A 15,276-nucleotide genomic window follows, 5' to 3' on the forward strand; every position below is an offset into this window, starting at 1 on the left:
TTTTTCGAATTTTTACTTTGGAAACATTTACAAAGTAGGAAATATGGTTCAAAATAGGAGGAAATAAAAAAACCCAAATTTATTCTTTTTTTGGGAAAACTGTAACAAGGAGAGTTGCTTATGCAGATCGCAGAAACTGGAGATATCATCGAATTTAAAGGTGGAATGCAAGGCCGTGTTCAAAAAGTAAATCAAAACTCTGTTATTGTTGATATAACAATTATGAAGAATTTTAGAGAACTAGATATGGAACCTCTTACAGTTGTAAGTCATAAAAACTATACTGTCATTAATCAAAATGCATAATATAATAGAAAGAAAGGGCCTGTATAGTATACAGGCCCTTTCTTTCTATTAACGATTATCAATTGTTTCCGGATATAGATCGTGGTTCATCATGCGGTAGTCAGCCATTTGTTCATACTTCGTCCCCGGGCGACCGTAGTTGCAGTATGGATCAATTGAAATGCCACCACGTGGTGTAAATTTCCCCCATACCTCAATGTAACGTGGATCCATTAATTTAATTAAATCGTTCATAATAACGTTCATGCAATCTTCGTGGAAATCACCATGATTGCGGAAACTAAATAAATACAACTTTAAAGATTTACTCTCTACCATTTTTTGCTCTGGAATATAGCTAATATAAATTGTTGCAAAATCTGGTTGTCCTGTTTTCGGACATAAACTTGTAAATTCAGGACAATTGAATTTTACAAAATAATCACGGTTTGGATGATTATTATCAAATACCTCTAATATTTCTGGGCTATATTCAAATAAATATTTTGTATTTTGATTTCCTAGTAATGTTACATCTTTTAAATCTTCATCTAATCTTCCTGTCATTTTAAACATCCCTTCTCATTATACGCCGCGTTTATTTCCCCATACTAACGCATGAAGCTGGGGCAATACTTTTGCATCATTCATCTCTTTACAATTTACAGCTTTATCAATCAGCCACTCATACTTATCTAATAATTTTTTAATAAGCATCGCATCATCCACTGTTTTTGTATCATCGTTTCCTACTTGCAAGAAAAATGGTACATCTGGATAACGTTCGTGCATCTTAACTGCATATTCAAAATCATGATCATCGAATACTACTACTTTTAAACTAATATCTTTTCCTGCTAGTTTCTGAATAATAGCATCTAACTTCTGAAAATCTGTTTTCATCGTCGAACTTGGTGGTTTTGGAGAAATTGTTACTTCATCAATTTGAAGTAACCAATCTTGCCATTTACTCCCTTGAGTTTCAATTGCCGTCCGCATTCCATTTTCTTTTAATATAGAAAGAAGAAACTCAATATTTTTCAGCAATGCCGGATTCCCGCCTGAAATCGTAACATGAGAAAATTTTTCTCCTCCAATTGCAACAAGCTCATCCCAAATATCTTCTGCTGTCATCTGTCTAATTTGATTTTTAGCTGATCCATCCCATGTAAAAGCAGAATCACACCAAGCGCAGCTATAATCACAACCAGCCGTACGGATAAACATTGTCTTTTGCCCTACAACCATTCCTTCACCTTGAATAGTCGGACCAAATATTTCTAAGACAGGGATTTTACTCATCGAGCATCCACTCCCGTCTTACTTCCGCATAACTAGTCGGCGTCTCAAATAGACGAACAAATTCTACGCGAGCTCCTTTATATTCGTTCACTCGATTCTCTTTAGTTAGTGCCTCTGCCATCTTTTCATAAATCCAAACGACCATATTTTCAGCAGTCGTATTCATTGCAGGTAACGTTTCGTTTAAATAACGATGATCTAAATAAATTTCGATTTCATTCTTCCAAATCTCTTTTATATCACCAAAGTCAATTGCAAGTCCTATTTCATTTACATATCCACTAATTCCAAATACAACTTTATATGTGTGACCATGTAAGTTTTTACATTTCCCTTCATAACAGTGTAAATGGTGTGCTGCATCAAATGTAAATTCCTTGCTGACCATTACTCTTTTATTATGGTATTTGAGCTGTTTACGCTGAATATCCTTGTCCATTTTTTGCAAATTTTCTACGATGCGAAATCCAAAGAAATTATCCATTAGTTGTTCGCTCCTTCGCGTTCTTGTAGGTACGTATCTAATCCTGCTTTACGAAGTTGGCACGCTGGACATTCACCGCAACCATCACCAATGATTCCGTTATAACATGTTAATGTTTTTTCTCGAACAAACTCAAATGCTCCAAGTTCATCTGATAATTTCCATGTTTCAGCTTTATCAATCCACATAAGTGGCGTGTGAATGACAAACGGGTAATCCATGGATAAATTTAAAGTAACGTTTAACGATTTCACAAACACATCACGGCAATCTGGATAACCACTGAAATCAGTTTCACATACACCCGTTACAATATGACGTGCTCCAACTTGTTTTGCTAATACAGCAGCAAATGATAAGAAGAGTAAATTTCGTCCATCTACAAATGTCGATGGCAATTCACCTTCTTCATGTGTAATCTCCATATCCGTTCTCGTTAACGCATTTGGAGCAAGTTGATTTAATAGACTCATATCTAGTACCGTATGCTTTATTCCTAGCTCTTTTGCAATTTTCGCTGCACAATCAATTTCTAGCTTATGACGTTGATTGTAATTAAACGTTACAGCTTCTACCTCTGCAAACTGCTCTATTGCCCAAAATAAACATGTTGTACTATCTTGTCCTCCACTAAAAACAACAACTGCTTTTTCTTTTTTCATTTCACTCATTCTCCTTCTCTACTATAAATAAGAAGAAAGAACGTTCTTGAACTGTCACAATAAAAAAACAAAACAATACCTAAGGATATTGTTGTTTCCATAGTTTTTTATAGAGGGAGTTCGCGAACCTCTCCCGCGCGGTGCACGGAATTTCTTCTTTCATTGACACAGCTTATTGTAACATATTGTATACTAGCGTAAAAATTTCTGATTTTTCCGCTATTTATTATTTCATTTCTTTCATTTTATAGTATGATTAATTTAATATAAGAAGAGAGGAGGCATCCCACTGAAATCCTTTATTATTTATCTCTTTTTAAATATATTATTCATCCTTATTACAATGCTCGTATATCATTTATTTTGGAATCAAAAAGGGAAACGCTCTCCTAAATTAAATTCAGCTATATTTATTGTATTGTGTTGCCTCGCTACCGTACTCTGTATTACATTTGCAGCAAAAACAAATAATGGTTTTCAATTTGATATGCGCCATATTGTATTAATTGTCGGTACATTAACGGGAGGGCCTATTGCTGGTGGTTCTATCTTAGTTGTATTAAACATATATCGCTTACTATTAGGTGGGGTAGGTGTTTTCCCATCTCTTATCGGTTCTGTTCTTCTATTTATTGTTCTACTATTAACATATAAATTTTTCAATCGAACTTCTAATCGTATAAAAATAACACTTGCTATTATCTACAGTCTCACATACGGATTTAGTTGGATACCTTTCTTTCTTTCAAAGGTTACAAATAAGACTGATTATATACCGCATATTATTGTATATGAGTTATGTTCAATGCTTGGTACGATCCTAATTTTATATTTACTACACATATTACAAACTCAAGTTCGTCTCCAAAACGAACTTATAAATGCTGAAAAGTTTCATTTAATTGGTGAAATGGCAGCGTCTATCTCTCATGAAATTCGCAATCCATTAACTTCAACGAAAGGGTTTTTACAACTGTTACAATCAGATACATGCACTGAGCAGGAACGAAAATTATATATCGACATTGCCATTAACGGCATCGAACAAGCAAATCATGTTCTTACAGATTATTTAACTTTTGCCAAACCAAGCATTGAAAAAGAACAAACATTACAGTTAGAAGAAGAATTACTACATGCATTGTCGTTAATTACACCGCTTGCTAATTTAACAAATGTACGTACTCATTATATAAAGCAAAGCACTTCTTTTTTTATCGCTGGAGAAAAACAAAAACTAAATCAATGTTTATTAAATATTTTAAAAAATTGCATTGAGGCTATGCCAAAAGGCGGTGATCTTTATTTCACATTAGTTCCTGATCATAAGCATATTCAGTTATATATAAAAGATACAGGAATCGGTATGGATTCAGAACAAGTAAAACGTCTTGGTTCGCCTTTCTATTCAACGAAAGAAAAAGGCACTGGACTTGGAATGATGGTCGTATTCAGTGTTGTTCAAGCTATGAACGGAAAAATTGATATTATAAGTGAAAAAGGAATCGGTACAACCTTTTTATTAACTTTTCCACTCATACAAAAAACGTGATGAAATAATCATCACGTTTTTTCTGTTCCTTCAACTAATTCAGCAAAAGCTTTCACTTTTCCGTGCGGTTGTTGATTTTCTTTACGCGCTTTCCAGGCGCGCTCCTCTTCTCGCTTCTTCTTAGACATATTTTTTCAACTCCTTCTTTTCTTTCTCCATGTAGTATTCCAAAATAAGAAAGAAAACTATGCACATATCAAAAAAGAAGTGGTTTCCCACTTCTTCCACTTTAGCGTTGCAAAATTGCATGTTTCGCCTCTTTTAACTGCGTAAGATGTCTTTGTTCATGCAAATCAAGAAATTGAACCCATTGATACAAATTCAGATCATTAAAAACAGGATGCTTTAATCCATTTTCAAATAGATCTTTTTCATCTATAACACTATGAAGCGCGTGTAATAGTTCTTGTCGTGAATGTTCTAGTAATTGAATTCCTTGCTGTTTTTTCATTAAAGTTTCTGTTGGTTGCATTTGCTGAGGAGCTTCTCGTTTATGTGTGCGATCAAGCGTAAGTTGGAGGTCTTTAAATGGAGTCATGTTTCTTTCGTTTTTTTGTAAAGCATATACAAGGGCAGACGTGACAGATTGTTCAACTAAATGCAAGTGGTGTAAAATTTGAGTAATACTCCATTTATCACGGCGTGGCTTTACATTCACTTCTGTATCATTTAACATTTCAATTTCTGATAATAGCGTGCTTCGGGTAGACTGTAATGAGTTTACTAAACTTTCTAAACTCACATCCATATTAGATTGAAGCATACTTGTTCCCCCCTTTTGTTGGTGAAAAGAGGTGCTCCTTATTAGAAACACCTCTTTAGTATTCTGAATTTTCTTTTATTATCTCATCATTTTCCCATTATGTCGATGTTAAACATGTGAAAAAAAGCGCATGTTTTTTACAATTTTGTGTCGTCAATCGCATGTAACCATGCTTCAATTTCTGTAATAACACTTTTCACACAGCCTTCAGCAAATGGTGATGTTAAATTTGCAACTTCTACTAATTCTAAGAACGATTTACTTCCACCTTGTTGGCACAGATTCACATAATCTTCCCACGCCTCTTGTCTATTATCTCTTGCACGTTTCCAAAATTGTAGCGCACAAATTTGAGCAAGCGTGTAATCAATATAATAGAAAGGTGAACTATAAATATGCCCTTGACGTTGCCAAAAACCACCGCGCTCTAAATAATCATTATCCTCATAATCACGATGCGGTAAGTATTTCTTCTCTATGTTACGCCATGCTGTCTTACGCTCTTCAGGTGATGCTTCAGGATTTTCATATACATAATGTTGATATTCATCAACTGATACGCCATAAGGTAAAAACAGAAGTGCTGAACTTAAGTGAGAGAAGTAATATTTATCTGCATCTTCTTCAAAGAATAGCTTCATCCATGGCCATGTAAAAAATTCCATACTCATAGAGTGGATTTCACACGCTTCATATGTTGGCCAATTATATTCTGGAATTTCAAATTTACGACTTTCATATACTTGGAAAGCATGACCTGCTTCATGTGTTAATACATCAATGTCACCAGATGTTCCATTGAAGTTTGAGAAAATAAATGGCGCTTTATAATTCTCAATATATGTACAATATCCGCCACCAGCTTTTCCTTTTTTCGCAACTAAATCTAATAAATCATTATCTAGCATGAAATTGAAAAATTCATCTGTCTCAGCCGATAACTCTTTATACATCGTCTTTCCATGATCAACAATCCAATCCGCATCTCCTTTTGGAGTTGGGTTCCCTGTAGCAAACTCAAAGTTTTCGTCGTAATAAGCTAACTTCCCTACACCGATACGTGCTTGTTGTCGCTTTCTTAATTCCGTTGTAACGGGAACGATATAATCCAGCACTTGCTGACGGTAATTAGCCACCATCTCCGCATTATAATCTGTACGGTACATTCTTGCATATCCAAGTTCAACAAAGTTTTTGAAACCTAAAGATTTTGCGATTTTCGTTCTCACTTTAACAAGCTCATCATAAATACGATCTAGTTCTTCCTCATTTCCAGCTAAAAATCCGTAGTATGCTTCACTTGCTGCTTTACGTTCGCTTCTTTCTTTTCCTTGCATAAACGGAATCAGTTGCGATAACGTTCTTTCTTCTCCAGCAAAGTCAATTTTTGCAGATGCTAATAACTGTGTATATTGCGACGATAATTTATTTTCTAATTGTAAATCTTTCACGACTTCATCTGAATATGTTTTTAAATCACATTCTGCTAGAGCAAATAATTGTTTTTCATAATACGCCTCTAATTCTTCACGAAATGGAGAATTAATGAGTGCCTTATAATATTTTGTACCATATCCTTGTACAACTGGAGAGAATTCATCAAAGAAATCCTGCTCCTCCTTATAAAAAGCATCCGTCGTATCAACAGAATGGCGAATGTAACAAAGGTTTCCCATTGTACCAAAATCGTTGCGAATTTCATTAATTGAATGAATGACTTGTTTTTGTTCTTCTACAGTTTTTGCGTTATCAAACTTCTCTAAAGCAACAGTAAATTTCTCTTTTAACTCTTCAATATTTGGGCGTTTATATTCATAGTCTTTAAATGACATGAACGAGCCTCCTCTCCATTACATACCTTTACTATAATTCAATACGTATTCCCGAATTCCCTCTTAATTTTCAACAAAATTCGGCAGTTACTACCCTGAGTTCATTGCAAATAAAAAAGCCTTGGATTTATTTATCCAAAGCTCCTTTGGAACATATTATTATTTTTCATACTTCCCAATTTTTTTTAATAGATCAAGTAATTCATCTTTTTCATCTTTCGTTAACATTTCAAAAGACTGATGTATAACTTTCTCATGCCCCGGAAAAATAGAAGCAATAAAGTTCTCGCCAGACTCAGTTAATTGCGCGTAAATAACACGTCTGTCATTCGGGCATGGGATTCTCTTTACTAATCCCTTTTTCTCCAGCTTATCTACAACATATGTAATGCTGCCACTGGCTATTAAAATGCGCTCACCAATTTGCTGGAGTGGTTGACCGCCTTTATGATATAGCAGTTCTAATACAGCAAATTCCGTTGGATTTAACCCGTTACTTTGTATAGATTTATTTGTAGTATCCATAACAGAACGATGTACACGAGATAATGCAATAAATACTTTTAAAGATTGAGAAATATCTTCTCGTTCATTATTTGATGTCATACAACTTTCAACCCTTCACTTAAATTCTCAGCAATAAAAAGAAAATGCCACTTCATACTTCATGTGAATTCCGAATGAGCATTCACTCATCCATTTCCTCTCCCCTAATATATTAAGAATCATTCTTGAATAAAAACATGACAATTTTAACATAGTTTATATATAATGATAATAAAAAAAGAAGGAGTACCACATTTGAAAGTCAAATTCCAAAGCATAATTATATATATATTGCTTGTTATCCTACCGACAATAGGGATTGGTGCTACATTTTATTCGTATCATACATATAAAATGAAACAGGAAAACAAATTATCCGCTCATACAGTTCTCTTTTTATATAGAGATTATTTAGATCATCATCTTGGTGAAGCAATTTCTGCTTTAGACATGCTTGCAAAAGTTGTAGGCACCGAGACTGGTAATATAAATGGCATTAAACAAATTGTACATGATACAGATGGAAACGATGCACGCTTTTCTGGTCTATATTACGCTACACCAAAAGGGGTCATTACAATCGCATCTGAAGATGAATCAAAGCCCGTAGATGTTTCAGACCGTAAATATATTCAAGACGTGCTACAAACTAAAAAAACCACTGTATCATCAGTCATTACTGATCGCGTTCTTGGACATAAAGCTATTATGATTGCTGCCCCCATATTCAATAAACAGAAGGAGCTCTCAGGATTATTATTAGCTAGTTTACGCTTTGATTACATTTCATCTTCTTTAAATGCCATTAAACCACAATACCATTTTGAGGTAACTGATAAACATGATGTAGTTTTTCTAACCGATGATAATAATGAAACAAGTGATACGCATTCTAATATGCTTACTACTCCACTCCAAAGATTAAATTGGAAGGTCTCTGTTTCACCATTACCTATTCATCAAAAAAACTTATACCAGTGGGTTGCAATAGAGTGTATCGCTACTTTATTTTTAATGTCTATTTTATTTTTACTTGCTCAATATATGTTGTTAAAACGTCAAACAAAACTTGAAAGACAACAAAATGAACTACAGAAAATTGAATTAGTTGGAACTTTTGCAGCAAGTACAGCACACGAAATCCGTAATCCTCTTACTGGAATTAAAGGACTCGTCGCTCTATTAAAAGAGAAATATAAAGATGAACAAGATCAGTTCTACTTTTCCGTAATTGAACAAGAAATAGAGCGAATCAATGAAATTGTAAGTGAATTTCTTATTCTCGGCAAGCCAACCGCCATCATCGAACAAACATATGACGTAAGAACAATTCTAAATGAGGTAGCATTAATTATTCAATCTGAGGCGAATTTACATAACATTGTATTCCATTTACATTTGCCAGACCATCCTGTTCATATCCGTTGTTCGAAAGACCATATGAAACAAGTGGTTTTAAACATTACAAAAAATGCAATTGAGGCCATGACTTCTAGTGATACACTAACCATTGTAGTAAAAAACAATGAAACACACGCACAATTGCAGATTACAGATACTGGAAAAGGGATTCCACAACATATTCAAAAACACCTCTTTCATCCGTTCTTTACTAATAAAGATACTGGAACAGGTCTTGGACTTGTCATATGTAAACGAATTGTAGAGATGTATAATGGGCATATTTTTATTGACAGTACAGAAAACGAAGGAACGACAGTTCATATCGAAATTCCGTTACACATAGTATAATTATCCTTATCCTATAAGGGTAATTATACTTATTTCATAAAACCAGCGACAAGCATTCGCCAAAAATTATTTGATTTTCCTTCATACCCGATTTGGAAAATTGGTATTTTTATAATTGAAAACCATTTCGGTGTTTGTTTTTCTTTATAACACTGATATTGTAAAATAAGCTTGTCCAATTCTTGACTAACTTGAATTGTCTCCCTACTATTTAGCCCACTTGTTAATCCTAGTTGAATCATTTCTTCACGTTTCATATGAATATCACGTGAAAGCTTTTCTAATGTGTACTTCCTTTTTACAGTAAACATCCATATCCCCCTTATTATACTTCCATGCTCTCAACTTCACTTCTCCATTGACCTTTTGAACTACTTAATCATATACAAATTTGAAGAATCAGAAATTTTAACATTTTCTCCCTGTAATTTACAAATCTTTACCCTCACTTTGAGAATTATTACAAATTATTCTATCTTTGTAAATACATTCGCAATAATAGACATTTTTTTCATCTTCTTTTTTTACAAATTCTACGTAAACCGGGGATTCTTAATTTTCCACCTACTTTTCTTCGACATTTTTTGTTTAATTTATATAAAAAAGCAAAACATAATGATGATTGATAAAGTGAAACTTTAATCAGTGTTTTTTGTTCAGCCCCACTGATTATTAGCATTCACCAATCGTGCGTTTATAGGCAGTGAATCTCCCACCTATCCAGCCCAATGTTGAGGTGGGAGTCTTACTACCCACAAATAGCGGGATAACAATAGAAAGGAAATATTTATATGCGAAAATATACGATTACATTGTTCATCATTGTTTTGTTTTTACCGTCCTTCTTATTTCCTATTCAAGCAAATGCTCATACGAATAAAGTTGCTATTGTCATTGATGATTTCGGCAATAATATGAAGGGGACTAATCAAATGTTATCACTTCCCATTCCGCTCACTGTTGCTGTTATGCCTTTTCTTCCTTCCACAAAAGAAGATGCAATAGCTGCCCATAAAAAAGGCCATGAAGTTATTATACATATGCCAATGGAACCTATTAAAGGTAAAAAAGAATGGCTTGGACCGAAAGCAATTACAACCGATTTAAGCGATGAAGAAATAAACAACCGACTTGAACAAGCGATTCAAGAAGTTCCGCATGCAATTGGAATGAACAATCATATGGGGTCAAAAGTAACAGCGGATGAAAGAATTGTTCGCCTTATACTTGCTGCTTGTAAAAAACACGGTTTATTTTACTTAGATAGTAAAACTAATCCTAATAGTGTCGTCCCAAAAATCGGAAAAGAATTAGGAGTTCCTATTATTGAAAACCAACTATTTTTTGATGATGTGTATACAGCAGGACATATTTCAAAACAAGCCCAATTACTCATCAAAAAAATTCAAGAAAAACCTATTATGGTAGCTATCGGGCATGTGGGCCCCCCAGGTGAAATTACATCACGCGTTATTGAAACTTCTATCCCTAAAATTCGTGAGCATGCAGACTTTATTTTTTTATCTGATCTAGCATTATCCCCGCCTCCTGTTTCAAAATAAAGTTTATTACTCACAAAGAAAAGTACCTATCTATATATAACAGATAGGTACTTTTCTTTTTAACTTAAATATAATCTACATGACTCACTCTGAATCCTTTTTTCTCTATTTTTCCGATTAATTGCTTTAATCTTGTTTCATCTAACTCATCTGATATATTTACAATAACGCGGCGGATATATTGATCACCGTTATCAAGTGTAAACAACCCACCGATATTATATGCTTTTAACAATGTCCCAAGCTCTTTAATCGTTCCCTTACAATCTTGTGTTGCAATTGTTAATATATAACCACCTGTCCGCATACCAAATGAATCTTCAATAACATCAAATATATTCGAATGCGTTAACATACCGACAAATTCATTATAATCATTTAGCACGGCTAAAAACGGAAGCCGACGAATCACATAAAAGGCTCTGAAGAAGGAATCCTTTTCAAAAATAAATGCATTGGAATTGTCAAGCATATCTCCTGCACTTACATGCTCTAATCCGCTATTGCATTTTTTTTCTAATAAATCTACTTTATAAATAATACCCGTGAATTTCTTCTCATCTTCTGCTAATACCGGGATGGCTCGAAATCCCGTTTTGTTCATCGTTTGCAGTGCCTCTTCACCAGAATCATTTATTTTGCAAAATGTTACTTGCTGCTTTGGCAGAAAATGATATTTAACTCGCAAAATATGTTCCTCCTTACATGTCAACATGTAATCTATATATAATAAGGAGACCTATATTTTATGAGTGAAATTATTTTTTAAAACGCTTTCATTTATTTATTAACTTGTGGCCATATCACATTCATTTTTATATAACAGAGCTTCTTGCGCCCTTAATCATTAATAATTTCACATGATAGTTCATTAAATATTCTATACCCTCTAGCCATTTTTTCGCTTCTTCTGGCGTTTTTCCCCACACAATCATGCCGTAATTATGAACAAGAACTACTCCTCCACCTTCAATGAAATTCGGAACATTGCTTTCTAATAAATCAGCGAATTTTTTTTCATCTTCTACAATTGGAATGGTCATTTCTGTTATACCTTCTTTTCCGAAAACACGTTCCACACTGCGTTTATCGAACGTTACTTCTCCTTCTTCTCCATATAACTCTGATATTAAATGACTATCTACAGTCTGCACTTGTAAAATACATCCTGCACTACTTTTTTTATAAATATCCGCATGCATAAATGACTCTGCAGCTGGTTTTTCTTCATTTTCAAATACTGACTCGCACATGCAATTTACGACAATAAAATCTTCTTCCGAAAATAGCCCTTTATCTCTTCCCTCAACATTTACTAAAAATGTTAACGGCTCTTTTGACGTACATAGCGACAAACTAATTTTGGTACCATAAAACCAATCACGAAGTGCCAATTCAGATTTCACATCTTTTAATTCATTCCATTTCTTCAGAAAAAATAACATTTCGTCACCCCCGGCATAATATTCATATAAGGTTCGAATCCTTTCTATGTAAAAGGAATATTTTTTGATTATTCTAAAAATTTAATTGAATTATCACATGAGAATGCTTTTTTGTCAATATAGTTTCGCGGTTCTTCTTTAAAATAGGCTATTCATATGTCTATACTCCTATCTATTGCCTATTTCATTTTGTACATAAAAAAATGCACTATTCTTTAATTAAAGAATAGTGCATTTTCCTCACTTTTTATCCCGCTATTTGCTGGGCAGTAAGACCCCCACCTCAAAATGCAGCGAAAGCAAAGAAGTTAGGCGGGGATCGGGCTCTGCCCGTAAAAGCCCGATTGGTGAGGGCTAATAATCAGTGGGGGATAAACAAAACCCCCACTGATTAAAGTTTCATTTTATTTCTTTATTGCATTATATAAAAACTGTGCATATTGTTCACGTGTTACGAAATTATCTCCTAAAAAATTCCCTTCCCCGTCACCTTTTGATATTTTATTATCTACTAGAGCTTTCACATATCCTTTCGCCCAATGGCCATTTGGTATATCTTTGAAATTCTCTGCACTATTTTCATTTTCTTTTAACTGAAATACTCTTTGTAGTACTACTGACATTTCATATCGAGTTAATACTCCATCTGGACGGAATATATCATTTCCATACCCTGTCATAATACCAGCTTGAACCACTGCATCAATAGCCGTTTCATACATATTTCCTTTCGTATCTGTAAATGCCGTTTTTGGTTCTAGATTATTTTCTAATTTTAAATACCTTTGTATTAGAAGAGCTACTTGTCCACGAGTAATGTTATCACCAAATCCAAATTCACCATTTCCATAGCCTATAAATAACTTTTCTTTCGCTAAGTAATTAATTGCTTTTTCTGACCAATGTCCCTTTGGTACATCTTTAAATTCTACCACTTCTGTTTTCTCATCTTCTTTAGATGTATTACCGTCTTTACTTTCTACTACATTTTGAATAACAGACCCTGTAAAGAAGATTCCTGTATCCGCAAATGGATCTTTCACACCAAATTCATATACTTTCTCACCTGGTGTACTCCATTTCACTACACCATTACTATACGTACCGTTATCGCTCTTCAGACGAATTTTCGTAGAAATCTCACCATCTTTTTCATATATAGGTACTTTTACTTCTTTATTTACTTCTGTTTCCTCTAAAAATACTTTTTGGTTTTGGACATTGATATAAGCCGTCTTACTTAGTTCTATAACTGGTCGGACATCACGGATTTCATTTGCAACAAAACTTAGAAATACTAATTTTTTCAAATTGCTCACTGGTGATAAGTCTGTAATATAATTCGCTTCTAAATCAAGCTTTTGTAAGTTTACTAGACTTGATAATGGAGTAATATCTTTTAATTCATTATTAGGTAAATCTAATTCTGTAAGTTGAGTCATTTTAGCAAGTGGTGTCACATCTTTAATTTGATTTTTCCCGACAAATAATTTATTTAATTGATTCATTTGATCAATACCCGATAAATCTTTAACATTATTACGCGTTAATACTAAATCTTTTAAAGGTAATGAATATAACGGTCTAATATCTTCAATTTGATTACCTGCTAAAGTTAAGTATGTTACATTTTTTAAAGCACTTAATGGAGCAACGTTCTTAATTTTATTATTTGCTAAATTCAAGTAATCTAGTTGTTCCATTTTTGCTAATGCTGTTACATCTTCTATTTGGTTGCCTGATAGATATAAAGTTTTTACATTTTTCATTTCAGTTAGTGGTGCAACATTTGTAATTTTATTATTACTTAAATCAAGAGACTCTAAATTATTCATCTTAACAAGTGGCGTTACATCTGAAAATTCATTACCACGCAAAGCTAAATGATTTAATTGCTTTAGGTTCGCAAAGAACGACGGATCTTTTATCTTTGCATTCGCAACTGTTAAAGATTTTAAATTTGGCATATATTTTAATGCACTATAATCAAGTATCTCGTTTGTATTTAAAAACAAATCCTTTACTTGTAATAACTCTTCTTTCGTAATTGGTGTATTTAAATCTTTTCTATTAAATACTTTTTTATTAACAAGTTCTCTTAATTTGTTATCTGTTATCATGTTTTGATTATCAACTGGATTATCCGTTTCCGTATTGCCTGAATTAGAGTTATCATCTGGTTTCTCTGTTTCCTTGTTACCTACAGTTGGATCTTTAATTTCAAATTGAACTTGATATTTGTGATCATATCCAATAGCTGGAATAAGTATATGCATTTGCATATTGTGCTTCTTCTCAAACTCGCCAATTTCAAATTGAACTACTTTCGTTCCATTCTTCCTCTTATCTTCTGACAAAACTTTCACATCATGAAATACACCAGGCTGGTTTCTATCTTCTATTCTAAGATATTGAAAATAATCGCTATCTTGCATTGTTACAGTGACAATTTTTTTGCCAGCTGCAATTGTTACTTTAGGATCTTTTATATATTGAGAAACCATAGATGGCTCGTCTTTTTGATCCTTATATATTTTAATCTCAGTATCATACGTGCGATCACTCGCTGCTGCTACCGATTGATTTGCTTCAACTTTTAGTGCTGCTAATGCTGGAGTAGAGTACGTAGCAAATGGAATTGCTAATGTTGTCGCTACTACTAGCGCCTTCATATAATTTTTTTTCAAAATAATATCCCCTATCATATATAATTTTTATAATTGATAATACTTATCAATTATCCACAAATAAATGATAATGAATCTCATTATCATTGTCAATGAGAATATTACATTAAATTTATATTTTTAAAGATAAATAATAAAAAGCCCTTTATTCAAAGGGCTTTTTTACCTATCGTATGAAGAATTTCACTTTTTTCCTTCTCATTGATGACACCGATTTTTTGCAAAATATTCGCGTACAATACAAGTTTATTATATATTCGTTCTGACATGTTCTCCCTTCTTTCCTTCGACCAACTTTTTTTGTATTGGTAAATTATATGAAAGAGATGAGAAAATGTGTCCACTTTTTGCATAAATGCAAATCTTTTATTTTACGATTTACAGACAATAAAACTCCCTCCTAA

Annotated in this window: 16 protein-coding genes and 1 riboswitch; of the genes, 4 read left to right on the top strand and 12 right to left on the bottom strand. The window is 33.4% G+C overall.

Annotated features, from left to right (window positions below; translation table 11 throughout):
• Positions 1–120: 120 nt before the first annotated feature.
• The gene (locus ACYFX0_RS07435; protein ID WP_001165082.1) at positions 121–306 is read left to right on the top strand and encodes a YkvS family protein; all 186 of its coding nucleotides are present in this window, start codon (positions 121–123) and stop codon (positions 304–306) included.
• 48 nt (positions 307–354) lie between these two features.
• Here ACYFX0_RS07435 and queF read toward each other — a convergent pair whose 3' ends face one another.
• Genes queF through queC form a run of 4 tightly spaced genes read right to left on the bottom strand, consistent with a single transcriptional unit; the run spans position 355 to position 2,733 of the window.
• Positions 355–852: a preQ(1) synthase gene (gene queF, locus ACYFX0_RS07440; RefSeq protein ID WP_001986050.1), complete on the bottom strand. Its 498-nt coding sequence runs from the start codon at positions 850–852 to the stop codon at positions 355–357.
• Positions 853–870: 18 nt separating this feature from the next.
• Positions 871–1,587 carry a 7-carboxy-7-deazaguanine synthase QueE gene (gene queE / locus ACYFX0_RS07445; RefSeq protein ID WP_000036303.1) on the bottom strand — a complete coding sequence of 239 codons (717 nt, stop codon included), beginning with the start codon at positions 1,585–1,587 and terminating at the stop codon, positions 871–873.
• A complete protein-coding gene (gene queD / locus ACYFX0_RS07450; protein WP_000368414.1) occupies positions 1,580–2,071 on the bottom strand; it encodes a 6-carboxytetrahydropterin synthase QueD in 492 nt (163 codons plus the stop codon). Before queD ends, queE begins: the two co-directional genes overlap by 8 nt.
• Positions 2,071–2,733, bottom strand: a complete 663-nt coding sequence (queC, locus tag ACYFX0_RS07455; RefSeq protein WP_000711598.1) for a 7-cyano-7-deazaguanine synthase QueC — start codon at positions 2,731–2,733, stop codon at positions 2,071–2,073. The genes queD and queC overlap by 1 nt, the downstream gene beginning before the upstream one ends.
• Before the next feature lie 93 nt (positions 2,734–2,826).
• A riboswitch (PreQ1 riboswitch) is annotated at positions 2,827–2,870 on the bottom strand.
• A 206-nt stretch (positions 2,871–3,076) separates the two neighbouring features.
• On the opposite strand from queC, the gene kinB reads away from it, so the two are divergent.
• Complete coding sequence (gene kinB / locus ACYFX0_RS07460) at positions 3,077–4,285, top strand: sporulation sensor histidine kinase KinB (protein WP_002083096.1); 1,209 nt, start codon at positions 3,077–3,079, stop codon at positions 4,283–4,285.
• A gap of 11 nt (positions 4,286–4,296) precedes the next feature.
• On the opposite strand, the gene ACYFX0_RS07465 is transcribed toward kinB, so the two are convergent.
• From ACYFX0_RS07465 to ACYFX0_RS07480, 4 genes are all read right to left on the bottom strand, one after another.
• Positions 4,297–4,413 carry a DUF6254 family protein gene (locus tag ACYFX0_RS07465; RefSeq protein WP_000038355.1) on the bottom strand — a complete coding sequence of 39 codons (117 nt, stop codon included), beginning with the start codon at positions 4,411–4,413 and terminating at the stop codon, positions 4,297–4,299.
• A gap of 101 nt (positions 4,414–4,514) precedes the next feature.
• Positions 4,515–5,048 (bottom strand): DinB family protein, encoded by a 534-nt coding sequence (locus ACYFX0_RS07470; protein ID WP_000941975.1) that lies wholly within the window; start codon positions 5,046–5,048, stop codon positions 4,515–4,517.
• 137 nt (positions 5,049–5,185) lie between these two features.
• Entirely contained in the window at positions 5,186–6,880 is a 1,695-nt protein-coding gene (locus ACYFX0_RS07475; RefSeq protein ID WP_106081448.1) for a M3 family oligoendopeptidase, read from the bottom strand.
• A 159-nt stretch (positions 6,881–7,039) separates the two neighbouring features.
• Positions 7,040–7,486: a MarR family winged helix-turn-helix transcriptional regulator gene (locus ACYFX0_RS07480; RefSeq protein WP_000203336.1), complete on the bottom strand. Its 447-nt coding sequence runs from the start codon at positions 7,484–7,486 to the stop codon at positions 7,040–7,042.
• Between the two features lie 195 nt (positions 7,487–7,681).
• Between ACYFX0_RS07480 and ACYFX0_RS07485 the strand changes: the two genes are divergently transcribed.
• Positions 7,682–9,178, top strand: a complete 1,497-nt coding sequence (locus ACYFX0_RS07485; protein WP_460270182.1) for a DUF3149 domain-containing protein — start codon at positions 7,682–7,684, stop codon at positions 9,176–9,178.
• A 29-nt stretch (positions 9,179–9,207) separates the two neighbouring features.
• Here ACYFX0_RS07485 and ACYFX0_RS07490 read toward each other — a convergent pair whose 3' ends face one another.
• Entirely contained in the window at positions 9,208–9,489 is a 282-nt protein-coding gene (locus tag ACYFX0_RS07490; RefSeq protein ID WP_000495536.1) for an aspartyl-phosphate phosphatase Spo0E family protein, read from the bottom strand.
• 480 nt (positions 9,490–9,969) lie between these two features.
• On the opposite strand from ACYFX0_RS07490, the gene ACYFX0_RS07495 reads away from it, so the two are divergent.
• Positions 9,970–10,740, top strand: a complete 771-nt coding sequence (locus tag ACYFX0_RS07495) for a divergent polysaccharide deacetylase family protein (RefSeq protein ID WP_001234134.1) — start codon at positions 9,970–9,972, stop codon at positions 10,738–10,740.
• A 64-nt stretch (positions 10,741–10,804) separates the two neighbouring features.
• Here ACYFX0_RS07495 and cbpA read toward each other — a convergent pair whose 3' ends face one another.
• The 3 genes from cbpA to ACYFX0_RS07510 all read right to left on the bottom strand — a co-directional run bounded on the left by cbpA (position 10,805) and on the right by ACYFX0_RS07510 (position 14,872).
• The gene (gene cbpA, locus ACYFX0_RS07500; protein WP_001264214.1) at positions 10,805–11,428 is read right to left on the bottom strand and encodes a cyclic di-AMP binding protein CbpA; all 624 of its coding nucleotides are present in this window, start codon (positions 11,426–11,428) and stop codon (positions 10,805–10,807) included.
• Positions 11,429–11,555: 127 nt separating this feature from the next.
• Complete coding sequence (locus tag ACYFX0_RS07505; RefSeq protein ID WP_000896006.1) at positions 11,556–12,185, bottom strand: class II aldolase/adducin family protein; 630 nt, start codon at positions 12,183–12,185, stop codon at positions 11,556–11,558.
• A 404-nt stretch (positions 12,186–12,589) separates the two neighbouring features.
• Entirely contained in the window at positions 12,590–14,872 is a 2,283-nt protein-coding gene (locus tag ACYFX0_RS07510; protein WP_042597418.1) for an NEAT domain-containing leucine-rich repeat protein, read from the bottom strand.
• Positions 14,873–15,276: the final 404 nt, after the last annotated feature.

It is taken from the genome of Bacillus sp. NEAU-Y102, assembly GCF_054788175.1.

Coding starts and splice junctions, on each gene's coding strand:
- ACYFX0_RS07435 (WP_001165082.1), top strand. CDS start 121: ATGCAGATCGCAGAAACTGGAGATATCATCGAATTTAAAGGTGGAATG.
- queF (WP_001986050.1), bottom strand. CDS start 852: ATGACAGGAAGATTAGATGAAGATTTAAAAGATGTAACATTACTAGGA.
- queE (WP_000036303.1), bottom strand. CDS start 1,587: ATGAGTAAAATCCCTGTCTTAGAAATATTTGGTCCGACTATTCAAGGT.
- queD (WP_000368414.1), bottom strand. CDS start 2,071: ATGGATAATTTCTTTGGATTTCGCATCGTAGAAAATTTGCAAAAAATG.
- queC (WP_000711598.1), bottom strand. CDS start 2,733: ATGAAAAAAGAAAAAGCAGTTGTTGTTTTTAGTGGAGGACAAGATAGT.
- kinB (WP_002083096.1), top strand. CDS start 3,077: ATGCTCGTATATCATTTATTTTGGAATCAAAAAGGGAAACGCTCTCCT.
- ACYFX0_RS07465 (WP_000038355.1), bottom strand. CDS start 4,413: ATGTCTAAGAAGAAGCGAGAAGAGGAGCGCGCCTGGAAAGCGCGTAAA.
- ACYFX0_RS07470 (WP_000941975.1), bottom strand. CDS start 5,048: ATGCTTCAATCTAATATGGATGTGAGTTTAGAAAGTTTAGTAAACTCA.
- ACYFX0_RS07475 (WP_106081448.1), bottom strand. CDS start 6,880: ATGTCATTTAAAGACTATGAATATAAACGCCCAAATATTGAAGAGTTA.
- ACYFX0_RS07480 (WP_000203336.1), bottom strand. CDS start 7,486: ATGACATCAAATAATGAACGAGAAGATATTTCTCAATCTTTAAAAGTA.
- ACYFX0_RS07490 (WP_000495536.1), bottom strand. CDS start 9,489: ATGTTTACTGTAAAAAGGAAGTACACATTAGAAAAGCTTTCACGTGAT.
- ACYFX0_RS07495 (WP_001234134.1), top strand. CDS start 9,970: ATGCGAAAATATACGATTACATTGTTCATCATTGTTTTGTTTTTACCG.
- ACYFX0_RS07505 (WP_000896006.1), bottom strand. CDS start 12,185: ATGTTATTTTTTCTGAAGAAATGGAATGAATTAAAAGATGTGAAATCT.